Origin of the sequence: Streptomyces johnsoniae, assembly GCF_031845565.1 — a bacterium.
Classification (GTDB): domain Bacteria; phylum Actinomycetota; class Actinomycetes; order Streptomycetales; family Streptomycetaceae; genus Streptomyces; species Streptomyces johnsoniae.
This window is the reverse complement of the sequence record NZ_JAVREV010000008.1, coordinates 346,911-373,560: the sequence shown is the minus strand read 5'-3', so window position 1 is coordinate 373,560 and position 26,650 is coordinate 346,911. Positions and strand designations below refer to the sequence as shown.

At 72.6% G+C, this 26,650-nt stretch carries 21 protein-coding genes, 3 pseudogenes, 1 CRISPR repeat array and 2 riboswitches; of the genes and pseudogenes, 18 read left to right on the top strand and 6 right to left on the bottom strand.

The annotated features are described in order from the left end of the window. Nucleotides 1-164: 164 nt before the first annotated feature. The 7 genes from RM779_RS17130 (at nt 165) to cas2 (ending at nt 7,118) form a co-directional block, all read left to right on the top strand. On the top strand, nt 165-1,073 hold the full coding sequence (locus tag RM779_RS17130; protein ID WP_311618579.1) for a helicase-related protein: 909 nt from the start codon (nt 165-167) through the stop codon (nt 1,071-1,073). A 409-nt stretch (nt 1,074-1,482) separates the two neighbouring features. Beyond that, nucleotides 1,483-2,304, top strand: a complete 822-nt coding sequence (cas5c, locus tag RM779_RS17125) for a type I-C CRISPR-associated protein Cas5c (protein WP_311618566.1) — start codon at nt 1,483-1,485, stop codon at nt 2,302-2,304. 5 nt (nt 2,305-2,309) lie between these two features. After that, the gene (gene cas8c / locus RM779_RS17120; RefSeq protein ID WP_311618565.1) at nt 2,310-4,100 is read left to right on the top strand and encodes a type I-C CRISPR-associated protein Cas8c/Csd1; all 1,791 of its coding nucleotides are present in this window, start codon (nt 2,310-2,312) and stop codon (nt 4,098-4,100) included. Nucleotides 4,101-4,148: 48 nt separating this feature from the next. Beyond that, nucleotides 4,149-5,132 (top strand): type I CRISPR-associated protein Cas7, encoded by a 984-nt coding sequence (locus tag RM779_RS17115; protein WP_311618564.1) that lies wholly within the window; start codon nt 4,149-4,151, stop codon nt 5,130-5,132. Continuing rightward, nucleotides 5,129-5,794 carry a CRISPR-associated protein Cas4 gene (gene cas4, locus RM779_RS17110; RefSeq protein ID WP_311618563.1) on the top strand — a complete coding sequence of 222 codons (666 nt, stop codon included), beginning with the start codon at nt 5,129-5,131 and terminating at the stop codon, nt 5,792-5,794. The genes RM779_RS17115 and cas4 overlap by 4 nt, the downstream gene beginning before the upstream one ends. Further along, complete coding sequence (cas1c, locus tag RM779_RS17105; protein WP_311618562.1) at nt 5,791-6,828, top strand: type I-C CRISPR-associated endonuclease Cas1c; 1,038 nt, start codon at nt 5,791-5,793, stop codon at nt 6,826-6,828. The genes cas4 and cas1c overlap by 4 nt, the downstream gene beginning before the upstream one ends. After that, the gene (cas2, locus tag RM779_RS17100) at nt 6,828-7,118 is read left to right on the top strand and encodes a CRISPR-associated endonuclease Cas2 (RefSeq protein WP_311618578.1); all 291 of its coding nucleotides are present in this window, start codon (nt 6,828-6,830) and stop codon (nt 7,116-7,118) included. Before cas1c ends, cas2 begins: the two co-directional genes overlap by 1 nt. 688 nt (nt 7,119-7,806) lie before the next feature. Here cas2 and RM779_RS17095 read toward each other — a convergent pair. From RM779_RS17095 to RM779_RS17085, 3 genes are all read right to left on the bottom strand, one after another. Further along, complete coding sequence (locus tag RM779_RS17095) at nt 7,807-8,670, bottom strand: SCO6745 family protein (protein ID WP_311618561.1); 864 nt, start codon at nt 8,668-8,670, stop codon at nt 7,807-7,809. Between the two features lie 151 nt (nt 8,671-8,821). Then, entirely contained in the window at nt 8,822-9,160 is a 339-nt protein-coding gene (locus RM779_RS17090; protein WP_311618560.1) for a GNAT family N-acetyltransferase, read from the bottom strand. Then, the gene (locus RM779_RS17085; protein ID WP_311618559.1) at nt 9,157-10,164 is read right to left on the bottom strand and encodes a pirin family protein; all 1,008 of its coding nucleotides are present in this window, start codon (nt 10,162-10,164) and stop codon (nt 9,157-9,159) included. The genes RM779_RS17090 and RM779_RS17085 overlap by 4 nt, the downstream gene beginning before the upstream one ends. A 166-nt stretch (nt 10,165-10,330) precedes the next feature. Here RM779_RS17085 and RM779_RS17080 point away from each other — a divergent pair, with 166 nt between their 5' ends. Continuing rightward, nucleotides 10,331-10,828, top strand: a complete 498-nt coding sequence (locus RM779_RS17080) for a carboxymuconolactone decarboxylase family protein (RefSeq protein WP_311618558.1) — start codon at nt 10,331-10,333, stop codon at nt 10,826-10,828. Between the two features lie 551 nt (nt 10,829-11,379). Here RM779_RS17080 and RM779_RS17075 read toward each other — a convergent pair. Together RM779_RS17075 and RM779_RS17070 are read right to left on the bottom strand one after the other, a co-directional pair. Continuing rightward, nucleotides 11,380-11,493, bottom strand: a pseudogene (locus RM779_RS17075) (5,10-methylene tetrahydromethanopterin reductase); the annotation flags it as partial. Between the two features lie 182 nt (nt 11,494-11,675). After that, entirely contained in the window at nt 11,676-12,170 is a 495-nt protein-coding gene (locus tag RM779_RS17070; protein ID WP_311618557.1) for a MarR family winged helix-turn-helix transcriptional regulator, read from the bottom strand. Nucleotides 12,171-12,270: 100 nt separating this feature from the next. Between RM779_RS17070 and RM779_RS17065 the strand changes: the two are divergent. The 6 genes and pseudogenes from RM779_RS17065 to RM779_RS17040 all read left to right on the top strand — a co-directional run. After that, nucleotides 12,271-12,434: pseudogene (locus RM779_RS17065) on the top strand (hydrolase); the annotation flags it as partial. A gap of 632 nt (nt 12,435-13,066) precedes the next feature. Continuing rightward, a CRISPR array of direct repeats spans nt 13,067-14,273; the repeat unit is 37 nt; unit sequence GTGGCGGCCGTCCTCCGGGACGGCCGAGGATCGCAAC. A 40-nt stretch (nt 14,274-14,313) separates the two neighbouring features. Further along, a pseudogene (locus tag RM779_RS17060) lies at nt 14,314-14,742 on the top strand (DUF6069 family protein); the annotation flags it as partial. Nucleotides 14,743-14,883: 141 nt separating this feature from the next. Beyond that, a riboswitch (cobalamin riboswitch) is annotated at nt 14,884-15,069 on the top strand. Between the two features lie 57 nt (nt 15,070-15,126). Continuing rightward, nucleotides 15,127-15,987: a hypothetical protein gene (locus RM779_RS17055; RefSeq protein ID WP_311618556.1), complete on the top strand. Its 861-nt coding sequence runs from the start codon at nt 15,127-15,129 to the stop codon at nt 15,985-15,987. After that, complete coding sequence (locus RM779_RS17050) at nt 15,984-16,649, top strand: precorrin-8X methylmutase (protein WP_311618555.1); 666 nt, start codon at nt 15,984-15,986, stop codon at nt 16,647-16,649. Before RM779_RS17055 ends, RM779_RS17050 begins: the two co-directional genes overlap by 4 nt. Beyond that, nucleotides 16,646-18,223 carry a precorrin-2 C(20)-methyltransferase gene (locus tag RM779_RS17045; protein ID WP_311618554.1) on the top strand — a complete coding sequence of 526 codons (1,578 nt, stop codon included), beginning with the start codon at nt 16,646-16,648 and terminating at the stop codon, nt 18,221-18,223. The genes RM779_RS17050 and RM779_RS17045 overlap by 4 nt, the downstream gene beginning before the upstream one ends. Continuing rightward, on the top strand, nt 18,220-19,011 hold the full coding sequence (locus RM779_RS17040; RefSeq protein WP_311618553.1) for a cobalt-precorrin-4/precorrin-4 C(11)-methyltransferase: 792 nt from the start codon (nt 18,220-18,222) through the stop codon (nt 19,009-19,011). The genes RM779_RS17045 and RM779_RS17040 overlap by 4 nt, the downstream gene beginning before the upstream one ends. Here the strand turns inward: RM779_RS17040 and cbiE are convergent. Further along, on the bottom strand, nt 18,980-20,227 hold the full coding sequence (gene cbiE, locus RM779_RS17035) for a precorrin-6y C5,15-methyltransferase (decarboxylating) subunit CbiE (RefSeq protein WP_311618552.1): 1,248 nt from the start codon (nt 20,225-20,227) through the stop codon (nt 18,980-18,982). The genes RM779_RS17040 and cbiE overlap by 32 nt on opposite strands. 33 nt (nt 20,228-20,260) lie before the next feature. Beyond that, nucleotides 20,261-20,412, top strand: a riboswitch (cobalamin riboswitch). Nucleotides 20,413-20,472: 60 nt separating this feature from the next. Between cbiE and RM779_RS17030 the strand changes: the two genes are divergently transcribed. From RM779_RS17030 to RM779_RS17015, 4 genes are read left to right on the top strand one after another with little or no spacing between them, the layout of a single operon-like run. Further along, a complete protein-coding gene (locus RM779_RS17030) occupies nt 20,473-22,527 on the top strand; it encodes a VWA domain-containing protein (RefSeq protein ID WP_311618551.1) in 2,055 nt (684 codons plus the stop codon). After that, nucleotides 22,527-23,141, top strand: coding sequence for a cob(I)yrinic acid a,c-diamide adenosyltransferase (cobO, locus tag RM779_RS17025; protein ID WP_311618550.1), 615 nt, complete (start codon nt 22,527-22,529; stop codon nt 23,139-23,141). The genes RM779_RS17030 and cobO overlap by 1 nt, the downstream gene beginning before the upstream one ends. After that, complete coding sequence (locus tag RM779_RS17020) at nt 23,131-25,596, top strand: cobyrinate a,c-diamide synthase (protein WP_311618549.1); 2,466 nt, start codon at nt 23,131-23,133, stop codon at nt 25,594-25,596. Before cobO ends, RM779_RS17020 begins: the two co-directional genes overlap by 11 nt. After that, nucleotides 25,593-26,537, top strand: coding sequence for a cobalamin biosynthesis protein (locus RM779_RS17015; RefSeq protein WP_311618548.1), 945 nt, complete (start codon nt 25,593-25,595; stop codon nt 26,535-26,537). Before RM779_RS17020 ends, RM779_RS17015 begins: the two co-directional genes overlap by 4 nt. Nucleotides 26,538-26,650: the final 113 nt, after the last annotated feature.

The window sequence follows — 26,650 nt, the reverse complement described above, 5'->3', positions numbered from 1 at the left end:
GGACGCCCCCGTGACGGCGGCAGCAACGGCCGCGCGATCTCCCACAGGCCCTCCGGAACGATCCAACCCCACCGCGAACTCCCCATGCCCAACCAACGACCGGCTCACCACGTAGGACACGGTCTTACTACTGGCGGTCGGACGAGGGGGATTCCTGGGAAACCATCGCCGGGGAGATTCTCGAAGAGCCCGGGGCACGGGTGTTGACCGTCGTCAACACGACCCGCGACGCCTCCACGCTCCACCGCCTCCTCGTCGACGACGACATGGGCGATGCCGGCGAGGCGGCCGAACAACCGATGGTCCTCCACCTGTCGACCAGGATGACGGCCGGCCATCGGCGCGAAGTGATCGATCTGGTCCGGAAGCGGTTGGCGGAACGGCGGCCGACGTTCGTCGTGTCAACGAGTTTGATCGAGGCGGGAGTCGATCTCGACTTTCCATGCGTCTACCGCGCGATGGCTCCCGCCGAGTCCCTGCAACAAGCGGCTGGTCGTTGCAACCGGGACGGGCGTGACGACGACGGCAGGGTCGTCATCTTCCGCCCGGTGGACGGTGGCGACCCGCGAAGTGAGTCCTACCAGGTTGCGAAGGCCGCGTCCGAGCGCTTCTTCGGCCCCGAACTCGCAGCGCCGGACGACCTCGTTGCCCTGTCGTCGTACTACGCCGAACGGTATGCGGCCCAGGGGAGCGATGGGCGAGCGTTCGGGGAGGAGATTCAGCATTTGCGGCGAGAGTTGGACTTCCCGGAGGTGGCCAGGTCGTTCCAGATGATCGACGACGCCTACTCCCAGCCCGTGGTCGTGATCCGACCGGAGCTGACCGAGGCGGAGCGCGACCTGATCGAGGCGGATATCAAGCGTCTCGGCGACCCGTATCCCACGGGCCCTGAGGTGTGGCGCCGGCTCCAGCCCCACACGGCGACGCTGCCGCGCCACGAGGTCCGGGAGGCGCTGAGCAACCGCCTCGCCGATCCGGTCGTCGGCGACCTGGTGGTGTGGCGCGGTTTCTACGACCCGCTTCGGGGATTGGACGGCGAGAAGTTGGAGGACACCGCTGCTTTTCTGGTCTGAGCCGCTTTCTGGTAGTCAAGCGGAGGCATGTCGGATATGCCAGGATGGAGTAGCCCTGTTGGGCGGTGGCGGCCTTCTGGATGAGGCTCTCATCTGGGCGGCCGAGGATCGCAACGGCTTGGCGAACGATGGCGATTTGAAGTAATTCGGGATCTGTGCCTGCCCTGCGAGCTTTCCCCTCGCAGGGCAGGGCCCAGCCGTCGTCCCTAGCGCAATTCGACGGTTACGGTCACGCGGGTGCGGGCTACTACTAGTGCGATTAGCATCGCGATTACGGTTTCCATGGCGCCTTCGCCTTAGCGTAGTTGGAGATTTTGGAGACCGTAGTTCGTGGCGGCGGCAGCTGCTGTATCGTGACGCGCTGACGGGTCTTATTTCACTCACATGGCGCAAATTTTTTCGGTTTGGGATGGTGTCATTGCCGTGCCTTAGCCGGGAAAAGGAAAGGAAACAGATGGGTTCGACGACCGCCGGTGCGCGGCGGCTCGCGAGGGGGAACGATGGGTGGGCGTTTCCCGATCTCGTGGTGGAGACGTGGGGAGAGCTGGCGTGCTTCACCCGGCCGGAGTTGAAGTCGGAGCGCGTCAGCTATCCGCTGATGACGCCTTCGGCCGCCGACGGTCTGCTCCAGGCGGTGTTCTGGAAGCCGGAGTTCCGGTACGTGATCCGGCGGATCGAGGTGCTCAGCCCGGTGCGCTGGGCGCGGGTGCGGCGCAACGAGGTGGCGTCCGTGCCGAACGCCTCCACTGTGGCGGCGTTCCAGAAGGATCGGCGTCGCCGCTATGACGTTGAGGCGGATCGCGACCAGCGCGGCACCACCGCGCTGCGGGACATCCGGTATCGGATTCACGCCCAGATCGCCGTCTCGGCGAAGGCGCGGGCGGGCGGCAACGGATTCCCGCCGGCCTCGGAGGAGAAGTACCGGGAGCAGTTGCGGCGTCGAGTCGAGCGCGGTGCGTGCTTCTCGCAACCGTTCTTCGGCTGCCGCGAGTTCACCGCCTCCTTCGGCCCCGCCACCGATCGGCCGTGCCAGACCGGCTGGAACGACGAGCTGGGCGTCATGCTGCACTCGATCGCGTACACGCCACAGGGCGAGCGCTATCGCTGGTTCCGCGCCTCGGTGAACGAGGGTGTGCTGATCGTTCCCGAGGAGCCGTTGCCCGACGGCGCGGTCGCTGTGGCGGCCACCTCCTGGCGCGCCGATGCGGGCTCGGGCCCGGACGGGGAGTAGCCGAGATGCTGCTGCAACGACTGCGCGAGTACGCCGAGCGCGCGGCCGAGGACCTGCCCGCCGAGTACCACCGGGCAAAGGTTATCGATCGGGTGCTGCGCCTTTCGGAGGATGGCAGGAGCGCCGAGCTTGAGGACCGCCGCAAGCCGGTCAAGCTGCGGGCGGAGGCGCTGGTCGAGTACGTTCCGCACGTTCAGCGTTCCGGGACCAAGGTACCGCCGTATCTGCTGGTGGACACTGCGGAGTTCGTGCTCGGCGTGCCCAAGGAGAGTAGTACGGACGGCCCGTCGGAGAAGGCGCGGGCCGAGGCCGAACGGCGTCATGCCGCGTACCGCGAACTGGCCCTGCGGTGGGCCGACTCCGTGCCCGACGACCCGGCCGCGGCGGCTCTGCGGACCTACCTGACAGCCCTGGATGTGACCAGGCCGGCGCTTGACGGAGTCGACCACAAGGAGATGGTCGCCGTCCGGGTCGGCACTCGTTGGCTGCACGCCCTCGCTTCCGCGCAGGGGCTCTGGGGCGACGTGGTGCGGAAACGCAAGGGTGGCAAGGACGAACGGTCGGGGCTGTGCCTGGTGTGCGGCGAGCAGGGTGCGCTGCTCGGAACGATCCCCGAGCCGGTGAAGAAGGGCTCGGTGCCGACCAGCGGCGGCAGCAACGAGGGCCAGCTGGTCTCCATCAACACCGCCGCCCAAGGCCGCAACGGAATCCAGCAGCTCGCCAACACCCCGATCTGCCACCGGTGCGGCGGCCGGGCCATGGCCGCCCTGAACCATCTGCTGGCCTCCCCGACGCAGCGCAGACGGTTCAAGGACTTCGGCTCCCTGGTGTGGTGGACCCGTGAGGCGGGGGAAGACTCCGACCTCACACCGGTGCTCCTGGACCGGCCTGACGAAGCGACCATCGCCCGGCTGATCGACAGCCTTAACGACGAGCCGACTCCCCGCGCGGTCGGCCGCGTCCGACCTGACGCCTTCTACGGCCTGACCATCGGGCTGAACAACGCGCGCATCGTGGTGCGTGACTGGATCGACGTGCCGGTTCCCGAGATCAAGCGCACTCTCGGTCTGTGGTACCAGCAGCACGGCGTGCATGAGGGCTGGAAGCGCCGCATCCGTCACGTCCCCATGTGGCAGATGGCCCTGGCATGCGGCCGTTGGGACGGGGAGCGCTACGCGCGGGACAGCGCTCCGCTCGGCCTGGAGACGGAGTTGATGTTCGCCGCACTCCACGGCGGCCGGCTCCCCGCGCGCTTGCTGCCGCTGCTGGTGCAGCGCGTGCACGCCGACCGCAACATCGACGCCCCCCGTGCCGCGCTCATCCGCCTCGCCCTCAACCGAACCGACCACTACAGGAAGCCCGAGATGCCCGCCGCCCTCGATGAAACGGACAATCACCCCGTCTATCTGTGGGGCCGGATCTTCGCCGTGCTGGAACAGATTCAGCGCCTGGCGGTCCCCGGACTCAACACCAGCCTGCGCGATAAGTATCTGCCGACCGCCGCCGCGGCCCCCAGCCCGACGATGACCCAGCTACTGAAAAACGCCAACGGGCACCTCAAGCGGCTGCGCCGGGACAACGCCGGGGCCGGGGTGGCGCTGGAGACCCGGCTGAACGGGTTCCTGGGGCGGATGCCGCGCGGCGCCCTCCCGCAGCACCTCAATCTGATCGGGCAGTGCGACTTCTTCATGGGCTACCACCATCAGCGGCAAGCGGACTTCGAGGCCGCCGCCGAGGCGAAGGCGGCGGCCGGCGGCGAGAGCCAATCGCCCGTGCCCGCCCAACCCTTGGCGTAACCAGCCCCCCTCTCGTCCATCACCGTCTTCCCGAGGGAACGAACTCTCATGACCGACCCGCACCTGGACCCCACGCGCAAGCACGACTTCGTGCTCCTCATCGAGGCGCTCGACTCCAACCCCAACGGCGATCCCGACAACGGCGGCCTTCCCCGCACCGATGTGGTCACCGGCCAGGGGCTGATCACTGACGTCGCCATAAAGCGGAAGATCCGCAACACCGTCGCCCTGTTCAACTCGGTAGAGCAGAGGCCCGGTTACGAGATCTACGTCGAGGCCGGCACCGCGCTCAACGCCCAGCACGAGCGCGCCTACGTGGAGGGCGGTGCCGCCAACAAGGACACCGCCCAGCAGTGGATGTGCCGTAACTTCTTCGACGTCCGGATGTTCGGTGCCGTCATGACCACCGGCAGGCGCGATCGTTGGGCCGGTCGGGTCCAGGGGCCCGTGCAGTTCGGGTTCGCCCGCAGCATCGACCCGGTGACCCCGTTCGACATCGGGATCACCAGGGTCACCCCCACCCGGGAGGAGGACCTCGCGGCCTGGAACAACCCGCAGCCCGAGGGCGAGGGCGGCAAGGACAAGGACAAGAACAAGAAGAAGGAGGTCAACGCCAAGGAGACCGAGATGGGCTCCAAGCACATCGTGCCCTACGGCCTGTACCGGGGCAGCGGTCACTTCAGCGCGCCGCTTGCCGCGAAGACCGGTGTCACCAGCGACGACCTCGCCATGTTCTGGCGCGCGCTGACCCTGATGTTCGAGCATGACCGCGCTGCCGCCCGCACCGGGCTGACCCTGCGTGCCCTGCACGTGTTCAGCCACGACGACGCGTTCGGCAGGGTCCCCGCGCACACCCTCACCGACCTCGTCACCGCCACCCTCCGAAGCGACACCCCGGCCCGGAGCATCACCGACTACGACCTCTCCTCCCCCTCCGGCAGCGACCTGCCCGACGGCGTCGCGCTGACCACACTCGTGCAACCGGCCGTTACGCCCGCCCGGCCCACCATCACCATCCCCGCGCCGGCGTGATCACCGACCACCGGGCGGCTTCACGGGAGGGGGGCCCGCTCCAGGTCCCCCTCTCCGCCCTGGAACACTTCGCCTACTGCCCCCGGCAGAGCGGCCTGATCCTGCTGGAGGACGCCTTCGAGGACGACGCCGCAACCGTGCGCGGCACCCTCCTCCACCAGCGCGTCGACACCCCGGGCAACCGGGGCCGAGGCTCCGTTCGCACCCTCCACGCCCTGCCTGTCTGGAACGACGCCCTCGGCTTGGTCGGCATCTGCGACGCCGTCGAACTTCACGCAGACGGCCGCATCCTGCCCGTCGAGCACAAGTCGGGCCGCTACCGACCCGGCGGCCCGGCCGACCTCCAGACGGCAGGGCAGGCCATGTGCCTGGAGGCCATGTTCCACACCACCATTGAACAGGCCGCGATCTACTCGGCCGCCGACCGCAGACGCCACCTGATCACTGTCAATACGGCCCTGCGTGAACAGGTGGCGAACGTGACCGAGGCCGTTCGCCGGATGCTCACCTCGGAGAGCCTCCCGCCACCGGTCGCCGACGGCCGCTGTCGCCGCTGCTCCATGGCCAACTCCTGTATGCCGCGCATCCTTGCCGACGACCGCAGCTACCGACAGGCCCTCCGGGACCTTTACCGCATCGCCCCCGAACCGGAGAACGCGTGACCGCCGAACTCCTCAACACCCTCTACGTCCAGACCCAGGGCGCGGACCTTCGCCTGGAGGAGGACTCCGTGCGCGTGCGCCTTCCCGAAGCGACCACGCGCCGCGTGCTGCCGCTACGCCGGATCGACGCCATCGTCGTCTACGGACACGTCAACCTCTCCACCGAACTCATCACTCGCTGCGCCCAGGACGCCCGCCCGATCACTTGGATGAGTGGCGGCGGACGCTTCCTCGGCCGCCTCGACGGCGCCGTACGCGGCAACGTTCTGCTCCGCCAGGCCCAACACCGCGCGCTCGCCGACGAGTCCGTGTGCCTGGAGATCGCCCGCAACGTCGTCGCCGGCAAGATCCGCAATAGCCGCTGGATCATCCTCCGGGCCGCCCGCGATGCCTCGCCATCGGCGAGGGAGGCGATGCGCGTCGGCGCGGCGACGCTGGCCGAGAAGGTCGACTCCGTCGCCTCGGCGGGAGACGTCAACACCCTCCGGGGCATCGAAGGGGACTCGGCCCGCCTCCACTTCGCCGCGTTCCGCCACGCCCTGCGGTCGGCCGAGGGCATCCCGCCCTTCGAACGCCGAGTCCGCAGACCACCCACGGACCCCGTCAACGCACTGCTCTCCTACCTGTACGGGTTGGTGCGGGGCATGGTCCACGGCGCGGCGGAACAGGTCGGCCTCGACCCGTACGTCGGCTACCTCCACGGCATCCGACCGGCGAAGCCCGGCCTTGTCCTGGACCTGATGGAGGAGTTCCGTCCCGTCCTCGCCGACCGGCTGGCACTCACCCTCCTCAACCGCCGCCAGCTGCGCGCCGACCACTTCGAGAAACTGCCGGGCGGCGCGGTCCGGTTGACGGAGGACGGCAGGAGCGTGGTTATCCAGGCGTGGCAGGAGGCACGCCAACAACCGTGGGAGCACGGGCTCGCCGGCCGCGCGGTCCCCGCCGGCCTCCTCCCCGTGATGCAGGCCCGCCTCCTCGCCCGCCACCTACGCGGCGATCTCCCCGGCTACCTGCCGTGGAAGGCGACGGCGTGATGGACCTGCTGCTCACCTACGACGTGGACACCACGAGCGCGAAGGGCGCGCGGCGGCTGCGACGGGTCGCGAAGCTCTGCGAGGGCTACGGCCTGCGCGTGCAGAAGTCCGTCTTCGAGATCGTCACCGACGAGGCCGACCTGCTCCGCCTCCTGGCTCGCATCGACGACATCATCGACGCGGAGCGCGACAGCATCCGCATCTACCGCCTGCCTCATAACGGCCTCGCCGACGTCCAAACCCTCGGCATCGCACAAGTACAGTCCCACCGGGACGACCTCGTTCTGTGAGAAGCAGGGACGTGCGGCCGGTGCGCTTGAGGCTCGGAACCTCAAGCGCACACACGACACGCGGGTCGCACCGAAGGAAAATGTCGGAGATGAGAGTGATATTCAGGGGGGGTGAGTGCAGTGCATCTCTCACCCTTCGCCATCCCCCCAGGTGAGATACCGTGGCGGTCACCCTCCGGGACGACCGAGGATCGCAACAGCCACCGCGGCCAGGCGGTCGACGTAGCCGACGAGGTGGCGGTCACCCTCCGGGACGACCGAGGATCGCAACTGCTCGCTGTGCGTCGCCCGGGCCGCCGGGCCAGAGTGGCGGTCACCCTCCGGGACGACCGAGGATCGCAACCCCAGTCGGATCTCCCGCAGCAGCCGCCGAGCGGGCGTGGCGGTCACCCTCTGGGACGACCGAGGATCGCAACATGGGCGCTCCCGGTCGATCGGTACGGGCCGAGGGGGTGGTGGCGGTCGTCCTCCGGGGCGATCGAAGATCGCCACTTTAGCGCCAACTTGCCGTGTCCGCTTTTTGCCCTGGTGGCGGTCGCCCTCCGGGGTGGCCGAGGATCGCAACGTTGCCCACACCTCGGCCATCAGCTCGGCTACTTCGTGGCGGTCACCTTCCGGGGCGGCCGACGAGCGCGATGGTCGCGTCGTGTCCCGGCTCGTCAGGGGCGGCCGGGTGCAGCCGTCACTGTCAGATCTTGTTCCGTAGGTCCGCGGGGAAGGCGCCGTTTTTGCGGGCGGTCGTGCTGAGGGTGGTGGCCAGCTCGGTCAGCCGGGCCACACCCTCGGCGCCCAGGTGCTCGTACGGGGCGGCGTCCAGGCGGTCGGTCTCGGCCTCAAGGTCCTTGCGCAGCCGCTTGCCCGCCTCCGTCAGCTCGTTGTCGGCGGTGAGCACCCCGCGGTCGCGCAGCCGCTGTCGGCCCGACTCCCATTCCTCGGCGTTGATGCCGCGGGTCCGCAGGACCCACTTGGTGGACATGCCCTGACCGGTCGCGGTGTGCGAGGCCAGCGCCTCGACCGGGTCGAGCCCGGCGCCGACCAAGGTCATCAGGTGGCCGTCGCCACGGTGTTCGCGCAGCAGTGTGGCGGCGTGCCACAGCGCCAGGTGCGGGGCGTCCGGGACGGGCAGATCGGCGTTGGCCGCGTACAGAGGGCGGGCCTGGCGCGTACACGCCTCGGTGGCGTGCAGCGCCAACTCCGCGGCCTCGGCTACCTCCTTGGAGGCTGTGACCTCCTCGCCCAGCACTCGCCGCAGCATCGAGTCGGTGGCCCGCAGCCGGGCTTCCAGAACGGCCTCGGGGGAGACCACGTCCCATGCGGCCGGAATGAGACGGGCGATCAGCTCGTGGTCGAAGTTGAAGAAGGTCGCGGTGACGGTGCCCGCGCCCACTCGTCCCAGCGGTGCCGCGCGTCCGACGAAGTAGGCGGCCGCGGTGTCTTTCAGACCCAGCTTGGCGAGTTCCTCGCCGAGGTCGGGGGAGAAGTAGATGGCGGCGTGAATTTGGTTGAGGACGTTGTAGCAGCGCCGAGCGGCAAGCGCGGGGAGAGTGGCCATGGGCCGCACGTTATCGACAGGTGGTCATGCTCGGTATACCGGAACCCACCAAGATCCTGTGGTTTGCTCGATCCGGTCATTCGTGCCGCAGGCAGCCGGTGGATTCGTTCCGAGGAACGAATCGGGCCCACAACGGATTTCTCCGGTGTGATCAGGCCCGTTCGGTCTTCAGCCAGTCCAGGATGCCGGGGGTTGCGGGGTCGGTGATGTCGCTGAACTCGTCATGCCCCTTGAGGTACTTCGCGACGTAGGGGCAGACCGGCACGATGCGCTTGCCGGCGGTGCGAGTGTCGGTGAGTGCCTGCTGGACGAGGAGGGAGGCCAGGCCCTGTCCGGCGAAGGCGTCGTCGATTTCCGTGTGGTGGAAGACTCGTTGGTCGTCGTGGTCGCGGTAGGCGGTGAAGCCGGCGAGGGTGCCGTCGAGCAGGATCTCGTAGCGGTGCCTGGTGTCGTTGCGTTCGACGGTCGGGGTGGTGCCGGGCTGTGTCATCGGGTGCCCTTCCGGGGTGGGTTCGCTCGCGGTCTGATGGTGGCGTTGGGCAGGGCGGGGGCGGGTAGCCGGTCTCCGTGGTAGCCCTCGACGGTGCCGAAGCGGTCGGTGCCGTCCTGCCAGGCGGTGCGGGCCTGGAGGATGTCGTCGTGGCTGCGGCCGATAAAGTTCCACCACATGACGATCTCCTCCTCGAAAGGCGGTCCGCCGAGCAGGAGCGTCCGGGCCGCTTGGTCGGAGGCGTTGGTCAGCGTGAGGGTGTCGTTCCCGGTGTCGAGGTAGCCCAGCTCCGCCGGGCGCAACAGGGTGTCGGCGATGCGGACCTGGCCGTGGTCGACGAGAAGGCCGTGCTCGAAGCCGGGGTCCACGGCGAGCGTGACCGTGGCGTGCGGCCGGAGGATGATCTCGGCGCCGAGCAGGGGAGTGAAGGTCCGCACCGGGGAGGTGGCCCCGGCGAGGGAGCCCAGGAAGACCCTGGCCTCGGCCCCGTCCAGGCGCAGGGGGCCGGGGATGTGGTGCTGGAAGTCCCGGGCGGCGTGGCGGTGTGCCTCGGGCAGTGCCACCCACAACTGGACGCCGTGCAGCACGGTGGCCCGCGCCGTGGAGACCTCGGAGTGGGCGATGCCGTGTCCGCCCGTCATGAGGTTCAGCTCTCCGGGCCGGACCAGGGCATGGCTGCCCAGGCTGTCCCGGTGCTCGACCTCCCCGCTGAACAGCCAGCTCACCGTCTGCAGGCCGGTATGCGGGTGCGGGGGGACATCCATCCCGCTCGTGGCGGCGACATCGTCCGGGCCGTAGTGGTCGACGAAGCACCAGGCCCCGATCAGCGTCCGGGCCCGCTGCGGCAGCGTGCGCCGCACCGTCATCGCCCGGGGGCCGCCCAGCGGGACCGCACGCGGGGCCAGGACCTCCACCCGCGGCACCTGCGGCTGCGGTGTTCCCCGTTCGCCGTCGGCCGGTTCTCCGCAGCGCAGCACGGCCGGCTCCGTCTCGACGTTGCTCACCGCTGACCGCCTTCCACTCGATCTACTCGATCTACTCAATCGACATCTAGTTTACGTGTCAACTACTATTGGGTGGGTTGAATGTACACCCTGACCCACCGCACCGCGACACGGTGGAACGAGCGCGGCCGCCGGCGGCCCGAAGAGCCCGAACAAGGAGCGCAGATTGAGCGACACGACCCCTGATCCCGCGGCTCGGCGGATCTTCATAGACAAGCAGAGCCCTGAGCCCTATCGCGCGCTGCTCCGGACCTCCGAAACGGTCCGCGCTGCCGCCGCCGACGCGGGCCTGGAACGCACGCTCGTGGAGCTGATCAACCTCCGCGTCTCGCAGATCAACGGCTGCCCCTACTGCCTCGACGTGCACACCAGGGCCGCGCTGCGCCTCGGCGAGACCACCCAACGCCTCGGCGTGCTGGCCGCCTGGCGGCACACGGACCTGTTCACGCCGCGCGAGCGCGCCGCCCTCGCCCTGGCGGAGGCCACCACCCAACCCGCGGACGACGCCGTCCAGGAGGCCGCCTACGCCACCGCCCGTCAGGCGCTCACCGACGACGAGATATCCGCGGCGATCTGGGTGGCGGTCACCATCAACGCCTTCAACAGGGTCTCGATCATGAGCAGGCACCCCGTGCGCAAGAGTTCCCAGCAGCCACCGAGGTGACCCGCGCCTTCGGCCCTCCTGCCTCTCGGCTGCGACCAGGTCGCCGCAGGGCTCCGCGTCATCTCCCTGAAAGGCGGCGGCTGTCCGCGGATAGGGCTTTGCTTCCTCGTCGCGTCCCTGACGCTCCAGGATGCGGCCCAGCACCAGGCAGGCGCAGTCGTCGACCCGGTCGCGGGCGATCACCCTGCTGCGGAACCTCCTCCGCGACGGCGGCGAGGAGCCGGGCGGCTTCCTTGGCGTAGTCCTTGGCGCGGACGGGCAGCGTGGCGCGCTCCCGCGCGCCCGCGCTGTTGGCGAAGAGATGGCGGGTGGAAGCTCAACGGCCGGGAGCTGGCTCGCCGTTCCGCCCATAGCCGTTGAAGTTGCCGCTCATGAAAGCTTTTTCCGCAGTCGGCCGTTGATGTATCGGTCGCGGACGCGACACCTTTCCTCGGGGCGTCTCGGGCCGCTGCCTCGGCGGCACGGTCGTCGGCGGAGTGGGTGGCGTCCCAGGTGGCGACGACACGGGCGGCGTGGTCGGGGGTAACCTCCTCGCCGAGGATGTCGATCTACTTCAGAACGGTCCTCAGCGGCACACCGCTGCCGTCCACGATGGAAAGGTGGCGCTGGTAGTCGCCCGCGTATTCGCGGAAGGGCAGCGTCTTGTCGATGACCTGCTGCGGGCTGTCGGCGACTACGCTGCCCGGACACTCGGATCAACACCTTGACTCCTGTGACCCTCATCCGGCTCTCCGTCGCCACCTCCGTGGCCCGTGGCCCGGCCGTGTGAGGCGGCCTCGCGTCGCCGACGATCGCCCCTTGGGGCGGCGGAACAGGAGCGGCTGACTTCGAGATCGCCCGGCGGCGATCAGGCGTCCGCCGCTACCTGCTGGTCCGGGGAAGGGGCATCGTCCAACCGGGTCAGGATGCGTTCGGAAATTTGGGCGAGCACACCCAGCTCGGCCGGCGTCACGTGGTCGAGGAACAGGTCGCGAACGGCTTCGACGTGCCGGGGAGCCGCGGCCTCGATCGCCTCGCGACCCGCCGGGGTGATGACCACGAACGCTCCCCGGCCGTCCTCGGCGCACTCCTCCCGGGTCACCAGCCCGCGCTTTGCCATGCGGGTGATGTGGTGGGACATCCGGCTCTTCTCCCACTCCACCGACTTGGCCAGGTCCAGGAGGCGGCGTCGGCCGTCGGGCACGTCCGTGAGGGCGACAAGGGCCGCGAAGTCGGGGGCGGAGAGGCCGGACTCGGTCTGGAGCTGGCGCGCGAGCCGACCGGTGAGCTTGAGGTGCATGTCGATAAAGCTCCGCCAGGCCCGCTGCTCAGCTGGGCTCAGCCAGCGCGGCGTCTCGTTCATGCGGGCGAGTATAGCGATAAATGGTTGATTGATCACCTATCTGCTCGGCTGTGGTGTGCGGCTTCACGCCCCATTTCGTGGCCGCGGGCAAGGTTCTGGGGCCCGCCACGAGGGCTTTGGCGTCTACGCCGTCACCGACGCCTCGGTGGTGGGTCGGCCAAGGCCCACGACATAGCCCGACGCCGCATGGTCCAGGCCAGCATCGTCCCGATCACCAGGTCGGCCATCAACGGCGAGTTCCAGCGCGACTGGGTCCGCACCGACGTTGCCAGCCCCGACAACACCGGCGCCCAGGTGTGAAGGCGGATCGATGCCGCGGGGTGGTGCTGGTGTCGGCACCACGCGTCCCCAGCTGATCGGGAGGCTGCCGTGCCCCGGTCCGCATCCATGGCAGGTACCACACACGCGCCGCAGGTCACGGCAGAGCGCAAGGTCAATGGCTTCGTGCCGCTGCGGGAGGCGCTCGACGCGCCTCGCCCCCCTTCCGGGCGCCGCCGCGTTTGCGAAGCGCGCAGGAGTTGTTGCGTCAGGGGGTCCGCTGAGTCCGGTTGCCGCCTCTGGATGACGGGCCGTCGCGATGCCTGATCGCGTTGCCCGTACAGGGCTGACCGTCATGGACGTCGACGCTATGGTCGAAGTGGCCGGATGGTGGTCGTGCGCACCGGGGACAAATGCCCGCTGGAGATAAGCGCGGGGCGACCGGGATAGAGTCCATCGAGTCTGTAAGGCCACCTCAACACCGAGCAACTGGACGCCGGGCCGTGGTGGTTCGGAACCTCAAGCACACACGCGACACGCGGGTCGCACCGAAGTCGAATGTCGGAGATGGGCGTGATGTCGGCCAGCATGCAGGTGATGGTCGGTCGACTGTGTGCTATCACCCCAGCTCAAAGGCCGTGGCGGCCGTCCTCCGGGACGGCCGAGGATCGCAACGCCGCGAGCTGGGTGCGCGTCTCCTCCGCCTCCTGGTGGCGGCCGTCCTCCGGGACGGCCGAGGATCGCAACATCACGGCTGTGGATCGTGTGGTGGCGTGTGTGCCGGTGGCGGCCGTCCTCCGGGACGGCCGAGGATCGCAACATGATCCGCGCCGAGAACTGGGCATGGGAGCTGACGTGGCGGCCGTCCTCCGGGACGGCCGAGGATCGCAACGTGACCCCTGCCACAAACCGGCCCGCACCCCCGCACGGTGGCGGCCGTCCTCCGGGACGGCCGAGGATCGCAACGGTGCAGGTGGCGATGAGGTGGGCGTTGCGCCGACGGTGGCGGCCGTCCTCCGGGACGGCCGAGGATCGCAACGACGTGATGACGTTGGCTGCGGGCAGCTCGGAGGCGAGTGGCGGCCGTCCTCCGGGACGGCCGAGGATCGCAACTCCTGTTGTTGGCGAGGGCGGGGCGGCCCGGTCAGCGGGTGGCGGCCGTCCTCCGGGACGGCCGAGGATCGCAACCTGATGGCCCGGTCTGGCCCCCGAAGGCGCCCGGGGGTGGCGGCCGTCCTCCGGGACGGCCGAGGATCGCAACCTGATGGCCCGGTCTGGCCCCCGAAGGCGCCCGGGGGTGGCGGCCGTCCTCCGGGACGGCCGAGGATCGCAACCAGGATGGTGGCCATGGTGTGGCAGCCGTCGAAATGTGGCGGCCGTCCTCCGGGACGGCCGAGGATCGCAACATCCGCCGAGGGCTGACGAGCCGCACATCGTCTATGGTGGCGGCCGTCCTCCGGGACGGCCGAGGATCGCAACACCCAGTACGCCGAACAGCTCGGCAGACTCAACGTGGTGGCGGCCGTCCTCCGGGACGGCCGAGGATCGCAACGCGGTGGAGTCGTGGGCCCGCAGCATGACGTGCGCGGTGGCGGCCGTCCTCCGGGACGGCCGAGGATCGCAACGCGGTGGAGTCGTGGGCCCGCAGCATGACGTGCGCGGTGGCGGCCGTCCTCCGGGACGGCCGAGGATCGCAACGGCGAGGGCGCTGCGGGCATCGCGGTCGCTGGCCCCGGGTGGCGGCCGTCCTCCGGGACGGCCGAGGATCGCAACCACAACGGTCAGGGCGAGCGTCTGCCCTACTCCACGTGGCGGCCGTCCTCCGGGACGGCCGAGGATCGCAACCTCGCGGCGGCGCTCGGCCTCGTGGAGCGCGCGCAGACGACGCTTGAGGATTTCGGGCCTCGCGGTCCTGGCGCCTGTCCTGGTGTGGCTGGTCGCGGACCCGGTGCTGGGGCACCGGCTGCGGATCATCGACGGTGAGCAGATACTCGACATCGGCGCGGTGCCGGTGGTGGTGGTCGCGCTGCTGACGGCCCTCGCCGGCTGGGGGCTGGCCGCCCTGGAACGGTTCGGGGTACGGCACGCCCGCGCCGTCTGGACCGGGGTGGCCGTCGCCGTACTGGCCGTGTCCTTCCTGCCGTTGACCGGCGACGGCATGGACGGCGGTACCCGGGCCGCGCCGGCCCTGATGCACCTGGCGGTGGCGGCGGTACTGGTCCCGGGCCTGCGCACCAAGTACGCCGCCGCCGCGGCGGCACGGCCGGCACCAAGTACGCCGCGGACAGCACCGGATGCGGGCGGGCCGGCCTGACGAGCTCGTGAACGTTGATCACGGGCGCGTGGTGGGGAACGTGACGCGTACTGCGATCACCAGCCACCGGGCCTTCGGTGAGATGTGGCGCCTGCTCGCAGTCCGCCGTGGGGCCCCTTTGCCGTGTGCGTGCCGGGTGCGTCGTAGTCTGGTCCGGCCAGTCGAGCTCCCCCGTGGAGTCAGGGAACCCGGTGCGAATCCGGGACTGACGCGCAGCGGTGAGGGGGACGGGCACGGCGACATGCCACTGGAGCGGTGCCGCTCCGGGAAGGCGCCGCGCACCGGATGATCCCGAGTCCGAAGACCTGCTGGCCCTAGCGGCGACCGCCGCCAGGTCGACCGCGGGCCCCGCGTATGCGCCCCTGACCTCGAAGGACCGTGCCAGTGCCGACCTCTCCCGCCGTGCGCGATCGACGTGACCGGTGCCCCGGCGCACTGCGTCCCTGGCCCGCCGACGACGGGCTGCTGGTCCGCCTCCGGCTGATCGGGGGCAGGCTCCCCGCCCGCGGCCTGCGAGCGCTGCTCGCGCTGAGCGAACGGTGGGGCGACGGGCGGGTCCACCTCACCTCCCGCGCCAATGTGCAGGTCCGCGGGCTGCCTTCGGACGATGGCGCACTCACCCCGGAGGTGCTGGCGGCGATCGAGGCGACCGGGCTGCTGCCCTCGCGGTCGCACGAACTGGTCCGAAACATCATGGTCTCCCCGCAGACCGGGCTGGCCGGCGGGCGGGCGGACCTGCGCGGTGTCGCCGCAGGACTCGACGCCGCGCTGCTCGCGCAGGCCCGTCTCGCGCACCTCCCCGGCCGTTTCCTCTTCGTACTCGACGACGGCCGCGGCGATCTCCTCGACCGGCCCTGCGACTTGGGTCTCGTGGCGCTGAACGGCACGACGGCGCAACTGCGGGTCGGCGCGGACCTGGGCCCCGTGGTGCCGCTGGGCGACGCCGCCGACGCGGTCACCGAACTCGCCCTCGCGTTCCTGCGCGCCAGAGGCGAAGGACCGGCCGCGCCGTGGCACGTGCGCGAGCTGGCCGTTCCCCTCGCCGCGCCGACCGCGCCCGACCCGGCCCTGCCACGCGCGAGGGCGCCCCTCCCGTACGGCGACGTCCCCGGCGGGCGGCACGTCGGGATCGCCGACGGCACGCTGACCCGCGGCCCGGCGGACGAACTGCTCGCCCACGGCGTCGATCTCGTCGTCACGCCGTGGCACGGCGTTCTGGTCCCCGCTGCCGAGGTCGCCGCATGAACGTCCTCGGCCGCCCGCGGCGCCACTACGACTATCTCGACAACGGCCAGGAGATCTACGCCGACTCCTTCGCGACCATCCGGCGCGAGGCGCGGTTCGACGGGCTCCCCGCCGAGGCCGAAACGCTCGCCGTCCGCATGATCCACGGCAGCGGCCAGGTCGACCTGGTGGACGACCTCGTCGTCCACCCCCGGCTCGTCCCGGCCGCACGGCAGGCACTGGAGGCGGGCGCACCGATCCTGTGCGACGCCACCATGGTCGCCACGGGCGTCACCGCGAGCAGGCTGCCCGCCCGTAACGACGTGCTCTGCTTCCTGAACGACCCGCGGGTGCCCGCGCTCGCGCGCGACTGGTCGACCACGCGGAGCGCGGCGGCCGTGTCGCTGTGGGAACCCCGCCTCGCGGGTGCGGTCGTGGCGATCGGGAACGCCCCCACGGCACTCTTCCACCTGCTGGAGATGCTCCTCGACGGCGCGCCCCGGCCGGCCGCGATCCTCGGCTGCCCGGTCGGCTTCGTCGGCGCGGCCGAGTCCAAGCAGGCACTGACCGATCTCGCCGCCGACCACGGCATCGACGTCCCGTACGCCACCGTGCGCGGACGCAGAGGCGGTTCCGCCATGACGTCATCGGCCCTGAACGCGCTGGCACAGGAGGCGGAGTGAACGACACGACGAAGGGCCGCCTCTACGGCGTCGGCGTCGGCCCGGGCGACCCCGAACTGATCACGCTCAAGGCCGCACGCCTCATCGCCGCCGCCGATGTCGTGGCCTACCACTCCGGCGCAGGCAAGCGGTCCAACGCCCGCCGCATCGCCAGTGACCTGATACCCGCCACGGCCGTCGAGGAGGAACTGGTCTACCCCGTGACCGTCGGCACCACCGACCATCCGCTCGGCTACGAGGGGGCGTTGGCCGACTTCTACGAGACCTCCGCGGCGCGGCTCGCGGGGCACCTCGACGCGGGCCGGAACGTCGTTCTGCTGGCGGAGGGCGATCCGCTGTTCTACGGCTCGTACATGTACATGCACGACCGGCTCGCCGAACGCTACGCCGCCGAGATCGTGCCGGGCATTCCGGCGTTCGCCGCGGCCACCGTGGCCGCCGGTTCCCCGCTGGTGCGGCAGACGGACGTGCTCACCGTGCTGCCCGGCACGCTGCCCGAGGCGGAACTGGCCCGCCGGCTGGCCGACACCGACGGCGCAGTCATCATGAAGCTCGGCCGCACCTTCCCCGCCGTGCGCCGCGCCCTGGCCACCGCCGGGCGGCTCGACCACGCGCTCTACATCGAACGGGCCTCGATGCCGGGGGAGCGCCGGCTGCCGGTCGTCGAGGTCGCCCCGGAGACCGTTCCCTACTTCTCCCTCATCCTCGTCACCGGCGACAGCCGCAACGGCCGCCGTTCGCGCACGAAGGCCGCGGCGCGCCCCGCCGAGACCGGCACGACCGCCGAGACCGGCACGACCGCCGAGACCGGCACGACGGCGCCGCCGAAGCCGTCGGCGCCGGCCGAACTGCTCGTGGTCGGCCTCGGGCCAGGACCCCAGGAGTGGCTCACCCCGGAGGCGACCGCGGCCCTCGCCACGGTCGACCACGTGGTCGGCTACCGCGCCTACGTCGACCGGGTGCCCCGGCGCCCCGGCCTGGCACGGCACGCCTCGGGGAACACCGTCGAGGCCGACCGCGCCAGGTTCGCCCTCGGCCTGGCCCGCGACGGCGAGAAGGCCGCCGTCGTCTCCGGCGGCGACTCCGGGGTGTTCGGGATGGCCGCGGCCGTCTTCGAGGCGGCCGAGGACCCCGCCTACGCCGACGTGCCCATCCGCGTCCTGCCCGGCGTCAGCGCCCTGCAGGCGGTCGCCGCGCGGGCCGGGGCGCCGGTCGGCGCCGACTTCGCCGTCGTCTCCCTCTCCGACCGGCTCAAGCCCTGGGAGGTCGTCGAACGGCGGCTGCGCGCCGTCGCCGAGGCCGACCTGGTCCTCGCCGTCTACAACCCCGCGTCCCGCTCCCGCACCACCCAGGTCGCCGAGGCACGGCGCGTTCTGCTGGCGCACCGCAAGCCCGAGACGGTCGTCGTCGTCGGCCGTGACATCGGCCGGGCCGGGGAGACCCTCACCGTCACGACCCTGGGCCAGCTCGAACCGGACACCATCGACATGAAGTGCCTGATCGTCGTCGGCGCCTCCGCCACCCGCGTCAGTCCCGCCGGCCGGGTCTGGACACCGAGGTGGGTCGTGTCATGACCGTCCACTTCGTCGGCGCGGGCCCCGGCGCGGCCGATCTGCTCACGGTCCGCGCGACCCGCCTCCTGGCCGCGGCCGACCTGGTCCTCTACCCGGGCACCTACCTCGACGCCGAGGTGCTCGCCCACTGCGGCCCCAGGGCCGAACTCGTCGACACCCAGCACCTCGACCTCGACCGGATCGTGGACCTCCTGGCCCGCGGGGCCGCCGCGGGCCGGGAGGTCGTCCGCCTGACGTCGGGCGATCCCTCTCTCTACTCCGCCCTCGCGGAACAGACCCGCCGGCTCTCCGCCGCCGGGGTGGCCTGGGACGTCACGCCCGGCGTGCCGGCGTACGCCGCCGCGGCGGCGCTCGTCGGCCGGGAACTGACCGTTCCGCTCGTCGCCCAGTCGGTGGTGCTCACCCGCACCCGGGCCCGTTCGACGGCGATGCCGGAGAGCGAGTCGCTCGGCCGGTTCGCCGCGACCAGGGCGTCGCTGGTCCTGCACCTGGCGATCCGCCGCATCCGTGCGCTGATGACCGAGATCGAGCCCGAATACGGCGGCGACTGCCCCGTCGTGGTGGTCCACCGGGCCAGCCAGCCGGGGGAACTGGTCCTGCGCGGCACCGTCGCCACCATCGCCGATGCCGTCGAACGGGCCGGGCTGCGGCAGGCCGCCGTCATCCTCGTCGGGCGGGCCCTGGGAGGCGAAGGCGGCGAGTCGTACCTCTACGACAGCGCCCGGGACCGCACCGGCCTCAACGACCGCACCGGCCTCAACGACGGCGCGTCCAGGCCCACTGGGTGACGGTCCGCGCCGGTGTCCAGCCCGTGAACGCGCCGAGCGGCGCCGCGCTCTCCACGGCCAGCCGGGACAGCTCGCCGCCGTGCAGCAAGTAGGCGTCGGCGAGCACCCGTTCGGTCTCCAGCGTCACGCCGTGGACCACCAGCCGCCCGCCCGGGCGCAGCGCGCCGAGGCAGGCGTCGAGGACCCCGGGCCGGGTCGCCCCGCCGCCCACGAAGACCGCGTCCGGCACCGGCAGGCCCGCCAGCGCCTCCGGCGCCGTGCCCTCGACCACGGTGAGCGTGGGAACGCCGAGCCGCGCCGCGTTCCGCCGGACCCGCGCCGCCCGTTCGCCGCGCGTCTCGACCGCGGTCGCCCGGCAGGTGGGATGGGTGCGCAGCCATTCGATGCCGACAGAACCGGCCCCCGCGCCCACGTCCCACAGGTGCGCCCCCGGCGCCGGTGCGAGCCGCGCGAGCGCGGCCGCGCGCAGGTCGCGCCGGGTGAGCTGACCGTCGTGCTCGTACGCCTCGTCCGGCAGCCCGGTGGCCCAGCTGACGCCGGGGCCGCGCAGGTCGAGGGCGAGCACGTGCAACGCCGGTACGCCGGACGGCGGGTCGGCGAGCCAGCCGTTCGCCGTCGCCGCCGTGCGCGACTCCGTGGCCGCGCCGAGGTCGCCGAGGACCGTCACCGTGCTCTCGCCGTACCCGGCGCCGGCCAGGAGACCCGCCACCACGCCGGGGGCGGACCGGTCGGCGGAGAGGACCAGGACGCGGTGGCCCGGCGCGAGCGAACGCAGCAGCAGGTGCGCGTCGCGGCCGACGACCGTGACGACCTCGCTGCTCTCGGCCGACCAGCCCATCCGGGCCCGCGCCAGGGCCACGGACGAGACCGCGGGCTCGATCAGGACCGCCCCGGCGCCCAGCACCTCCACCAGGGTCGTGCCGATGCCGGACACCATCGGGTCCCCGGAGGCGAGGGCGACCACCGGCGCGGTGCCGAGCGAGTCGAGCAGGGCCGGCAGTCCCGCCCGCAGCGGCGAGGGCCAGGTCTCGCGCCGCTGCCCCGCCACGGGCGGCACCAGGCCCAGATGCCTGCTGCCGCCCAGGACGACGCCGGCGCCGCGCACGACGCCCCGCAGCCGTTCGGGCAGCCCGTCCCAGCCGTCCGCGCCGATGCCGACCACCGTGATCCGCGGCCTGAGCGCGGGGTCCGCGGGGACTCCCGTGGCGTTCACCATGGAACGAGACGCTATCGTGAACGCCGGAAGGCACGAGGTGCCCCAGTGGCCCAGCCATCGGAAACGGTGGGGAAGGCCGGTGGGGAGAATCTGGGAAGCCGGTGAGACTCCGGCACAGGCCCGCTGCGGTGAACCGAGCCCGCTCACGACGAGCAGGGACCCGGCAAGTCCGAAGACCGGCCTCGCGCCCGAGCACTTGGGTCTGGACAGGACCCAGAGGATGGCGAAGCGAGCGGGAGCCTCACATGCCGGCGCAGTACCCCTTTTCCGCAGTTCTCGGCTGCGACACCGAGCACCCCGACGGACTCGACGACATGGGTCTCGCGCTGATCCTCACCACCGTCGCCCCCGAGATAGGCGGCGTTCTCGTCCGGGGCGAGAAGGGCACCGCCAAGTCGACCGCGGTGCGCGCGCTCGCGGCCGTGCTGCCGCCCATCGACGTCGTGGCGGGCGACCGCTTCGCCACCGACCCGAACGACCCGGGGGCCGCCTCGCCCGACGGCCCTTTCCCTGCGGACGCCGCCACCGAGACGCGGCCCGTCCGCCTCGTCGAACTGCCGGTCGGCGCCACCGAGGACCGCGTCCTCGGCTCGCTGCACCTGGAACGCGCGCTGGCGCACGGCAAGGTCGAGTACGAGCCCGGCCTGCTCGCCCGCGCCCACCGCGGCATCCTCTACGTCGACGAGGTCAACCTGCTCCACGACCACCTCGTCGACCTGCTGCTGGACGCCGCCGCGATGGGCCGCGCCACCGTCGAACGGGACGGCGTCTCCGTCGAGCACGCCGCCCGGTTCGTGCTCATCGGCACGATGAACCCGGAAGAAGGCGAGCTGCGGCCGCAGTTGCTCGACCGGTTCGGGCTGACCGTCGAGGTCGCCGCCCCGCGGGACCCGCGCCTGCGCGCCGAGGTGGTCAGGCGGCGGATCGCCTACGACACCGAGCCCCGCACGTTCGCCGAGCGCTACCGGGCGGCCGATGCCGCGCTCACGACGCGGATCGCGGCGGCGCGCGAACGGGTCGGGAAGGTACGCCTGGGCGAGCCTGCGCTGCTCAAGATCGCCGAGGTGTGCGCCGCCTTCGAGGTCGACGGGCTGCGGGCCGACATCGTCACCGCCCGCGCCGCCGTCGCCCACGCCGCGTGGGAGGGCCGCGACGAGGTGACCCGCGCGGACATCCGCCGGGCCGCGATCCTCACGCTGCCGCACCGCCGGCGCCGCAAGCCGTTCGACGCCCCCGGCCTCGACGAGGACCTGCTCGACCAGCTCCTCGGCGACACCGAGCCGCCCCCGCCCGCGCAACCGCCTCAAGGTCCCGAGGACCCGACGCCGCCGGATCGTGGCGACGGCAGCGATGACGGGGCGGGCGACGGGTCCGGCCACGGTGACGGCCCGCCGGGTGACGGCCCCGGCCAGGACGCGCCGGGCGCTCCGGCGGCCACCGCGCCCGACACGGACGCCGGCCACCCGGCCGTTCCGGCCTCGGCGCCCTACCGGCCCCGGCTGCTGACCGTCCGCGGTCTCGGCGACGGCGCCGCCGGGCGGCGCAGCCGGGCCCGCGCCGCCATCGGCGCCCGGGTCGGCGCACGCCGCGCCGACGGAACGTCCGGGTCCCTGGACCTCGTGGAGACCCTGCGTGCCGCCGCCGGCGGCGGCAGGACCGCGCGCCGAACGGCCGGCGGCCGGCCCGAACTGCGCCCGGAGGACCTGCGGCACGCCGTCCGGGAGGGCCGCGAGGCCAACCTGGTGATGTTCTGCGTCGACGCGTCCGGCTCCATGGCCGCACGCAAACGCATGACGCAGGTGAAGACCGCGATCCTCTCGCTCCTGCTCGACGCCTACCGGCGCCGGGACAAGGTCGGCCTGGTGACGTTCCGGGGCCGGCAGGCCGAACTCGTCCTGCCGCCGACCCACTCGGTCGAGATCGCCGCCCGCCGCCTCGACGAACTGCCGGCCGGCGGCCGGACCCCGCTGGCCGAGGGCCTCCTCGAATCCGCCCGCGTCCTGCGGCGGGAACGGCTCCGCGACCCGCGCCTGCGCCCCCTGCTCGTCGTCGTCACCGACGGCCGGGCCACGGGCGGTCCCGACGCGGTCGCCCGGTCGCGCCAGGCGGCGGAGTACGTCGCCGCGTCGGGCGTCACCTCCGTGGTCGTCGACGGCGAGACCGGCCCGCTGCGGCTCGGCCTGGCCGCCGACCTCGCTGACCGGCTCGGCGCCGAACACCTGCCGGTCACCGAGGTCAGCGCCGAGGCGCTCGCCGGGAGTGTCCGCGACCGCACCGGCGGCCTGAGGGGGGCTGCCTGATGCCGCAGGGCCGGCCCCCGACCGTTCCCGACGACGGCCTGACCACGCGGCAGCGGCGCAGGCGCCCCCTGGTCGTCGTCCACACGGGCGAGGGCAAGGGCAAGTCGACCGCCGCCTTCGGCCTCGCGCTCCGCGGCTGGAACCAGGGCTGGCGCATCGGGGTCTTCCAGTTCGTCAAGTCCGCGAAGTGGCGCGTCGGCGAGCAGGACGTTCTGGAGCGGCTCGGCCGGCTCCACGCCGAGACCGGCGAAGGCGGGCCCGTCGAGTGGCACCGGATGGGCGCGGGATGGTCCTGGGCCAGGAAGCGGGGCGACGCCGCCGACCACGCCGCTGCCGCCGCCGAGGGGTGGGCGGAGATCAAGCGGCGCCTGGCCGCGGAGACCCACGACCTGCTCGTGCTCGACGAGTTCACCTACCCCATGGCCTGGGGCTGGGTCGACGTCGACGACGTCGTCCGCACGCTGGCCGGGCGGCCGGGCCACCAGCACGTCGTCATCACCGGGCGCCGGGCCGACCCGAGGCTGGTCGAGGCCGCCGATCTGGTCACCGACATGACCAAGGTCAGGCATCCGATGGACACGGGGCAGAAGGGCCAGCGGGGCATTGAGTGGTGAGACGGGGGTGCGGCTGCCGCGGCTGATGGTCGCCGCGCCCGCCTCGGGACAGGGCAAGACCACCGTCGCCACCGGCCTGATGGCCGCCCTGCGCGCGGCCGGGCACGAGGTGAGCGGCCACAAGGCAGGCCCTGACTACATCGATCCCGGGTACCACGCGCTGGCCACCGGCCGTCCGGGCCGCAACCTCGATCCGCACCTCGTCGGCGAGCGCCGCGTCGCCCCGCTCCTGCTGCACGGCGCCGCGGGGGCCGATATCGCCGTGATCGAGGGCGTGATGGGGCTCCACGACGGCCGGCTCGGAACGGACGGCTTCGCCTCGTCCGCGCACGTCGCCACGCTGACCCGCACGCCCGTCGTGCTCGTCATGGACGTCGCAGGGCAGTCCAGATCGGTCGGCGCGGTGGCGGCGGGCATGGCCGCCTACGACCCCGGGGTCCACGTGGCCGGGGTCGTGCTCAACCGGGCAGGATCGGCCCGCAACACCGCCGAGATCGAACGGTCGCTGGAACGCGCCGGGCTCCCCGTCCTCGGGGTCGTGCCCCGCGACGACCGCCTGTCCGCGCCGTCGCGCCACCTGGGTCTCGTTCCGGCCGCGGAACGCGACGACCCGGCGCGGCTGATCGCGCGCCTCGGCGAGCGGCTGGCCCGGTATCTCGACCTCGACGCGCTCCTGGCCGCCGCCCGCGCGGCCCCCGACCTCGGCACCGAGGAGCCCTGGGAGCCGGGCCGCGAGGTCGTCGCGGCCGGGGACCGGCGGCCGGTCGTCGCCGTCGCGGGCGGCCGTGCCTTCACGTTCCGGTACGCGGAGACCGAGGAACTGCTGACGGCGGCCGGATGCGCGGTGGTCACCTTCGACCCGCTCACCGACACCGAACTCCCCGCGGGCACCCGGGGGATCTATCTCGGTGGCGGCTTCCCCGAGGTCTACGCGGCCGACCTCGCCGCCAACGGCGCCCTCCTGCACGACCTGCGCACCGCCGTGCGCCGCGGCATCCCCACCGTCGCCGAGTGCGCGGGGCTGCTCTACCTCGCCGCGTCGCTCGACGGCGCCGAGATGGCCGGGGTCCTGCCGACGGCGACCGCCATGACCGACCGGCTCACCCTGCGCTACGCCGTCGCGACCGCCGCCGCCGACAGCCTGGTCACCCGGGCCGGCGAACGGGTCACCGGCCACGAGTTCCACCGCACGCAGGCCACGCCCGCGGCCGGCACCGTTCCGGCCTGGCGGATCGACGGCGAGGCCACGGGGTTCGCGTCGGCCACGTGCCACGCCTCGTACCTGCACGTCCACTGGGCCGGCCACCCCCGGCTCGCGCAGCGCTTCGCCGACGCCGTCCACGCCGCGGCACCGCACGCCGCGGCACGGCACGTCACGCCCCGCCCCGCCGCCGTGCCCCACGCCCCGAGCGAGCCGGTGCCGGACCCGCTGCGCCACCACGGGGACCGCGAGACGGGCCCGGGACTGATCGACTTCGCCGTCAACGTGTACGACGGCGGGCGGCCGGAGTGGCTCGACCGGGCGCTGCGCCGAAGCCTCGACCGGGTGGCCGACTATCCCGATCCGGCGCCGGCCAGGGCCGCCGTGGCCGAACGCCACGGACGCCACGGTGACGAGGTGCTGCCCACGGCCGGTGCCGCCGAGGCGTTCACCCTCGTCGCGCGCCTGCGCGACTGGCAGCGGCCGGTCGTCGTCCACCCCCAGTTCACCGAGCCGCACGCCGCGCTCGAACAGGCGGGCCACCACGTCACCCCCGTTCTCTGCCGTCCCGACCGCGGATTCCGGCTGGACCCGGCGGACGTGCCGGAGGAGGCCGACCTCGTCGTCATCGGCAACCCGACCAACCCGACGGGCGTGCTCCACCCGGCCGAGGTGGTGCGCGGCCTGCGGCGCGCGTGGCGCCTTGTCGTCGTCGACGAGGCGTTCATGGACGCCGTTCCGGGCGAGCGGGAGTCGCTGGCCGGGGAACGCCTGGCCGGGGTCGCCGTGATCCGCAGCCTCACCAAGCACTGGTCCATCCCCGGCGTGCGCGCCGGGTACGTGGTCGCCGACCCCGGGGTGATCCGCGAACTGGCCGCCCACCAGCCGCCGTGGTCGGTCTCGACGACGGCCGTCGACGCCACCGTCGCCGCCTGCTCCGCCGCGGCGGCATCCGAAGGACGTGACCGGGCCCGCGCTCTCGTCCGGTGGCGCGACTACCTCGCGGACGGGCTGCGCGAACGGGGCTTCGAAGTGATCGCGTCCTCGGCGCCGTTCGTCCTCGCCCGCCTCGGCGATGGCACGCACCCGCTGCTGCGGGCCCGCGGCATCGCGGTACGGCGAGCCGACACCTTCCCGGGTCTCGGCAGCGACTGGGTCCGCGTCGCGGCCCGGCCGCCCGAGCGCACCCGGCGGCTCTTCGCCGCCCTGGACGCACCGCTCCCCCCGCCGGTGGCCGCGGTGGCCGCCCCATGACGCCCGGCGCCTCCCGAGCCGCCGGGCTGCTGCTCGGCTTCGCCGCCGACCGGCTGCTGGGCGATCCGCGCCGCCACCACCCGGTGGCGGGCTTCGGCGCGGTGGCATCGGCCCTGGAGCGGCGGATCTACGCCGACCGCCGTTCCCGCGGCCTGGCGTACACCGTCGCGCTCGTCGGGGGAGCGGCCCTGGCCGGGCGCGCCGCGGACCGCCTCGCCGAGCGGTGCCCGGTCGCCCACGCGGCGGTCACCGCGACCGCCGCGTGGGCGGTGCTCGGCGGCCGTTCCCTGGAGCGGGAGGCGCTCGCCGTCCACGCCTGTCTCGACCGCGGTGACCTGCCCGCGGCACGGCTGCGCCTGACCCACCTGGTCGGGCGCGACACCAGCGGCCTGGACGAAGCCGGAATCGTGCGGGCCGTGGTCGAGTCCGTCGCCGAGAACACCTCCGACGCCGTCGTGGCGCCGCTGGTGTGGGGCGCGTTCGCCGGTGTCCCCGGGCTGCTCGGCTACCGCGCGGCCAATACCCTCGACGCCATGGTGGGTCACCGCACCCCCAGGCACGAGCGGTTCGGCTGGGCCGCGGCCCGGCTCGACGACCTGCTCAACCTGCCGGGATCGCGGCTCGGCGGGGCCCTCGCCGCGGCTGCGGCGCCGACCCGCGCGCGCCAGGCGCTGGCGGCCTGGCGCGCGGACGCCGCCGCCCACCCCAGCCCGAACGCCGGCGTCGTGGAGGCGGCCTTCGCCGGATCGCTCGGCGTCCGGCTCGGCGGCACCAACCGCTACGGCACCAGGACCGAGCACCGCCCGGTCCTGGGCACCGGGCGCAGGGCCCGGCGCGCCGACGTTCCGCGGGCCGTCCTGCTCGCGAGGCGGGTCGGCACGGGGGCGGCGCTGCTGGCGGCCGGCGCCGCCCTGGCCGGCGGGCGCTCCGTGCGACGCTGAGTGGGAGGGACCGGTCTGGTGTGGCCGGTCTGGTGTGGCCTGGTCATGGGTACCGGCGGGTCGCCCGTGCCGGCGAGGCGGGTCGGTGTGGGGGCGGCGCTGCCGGGTACGGG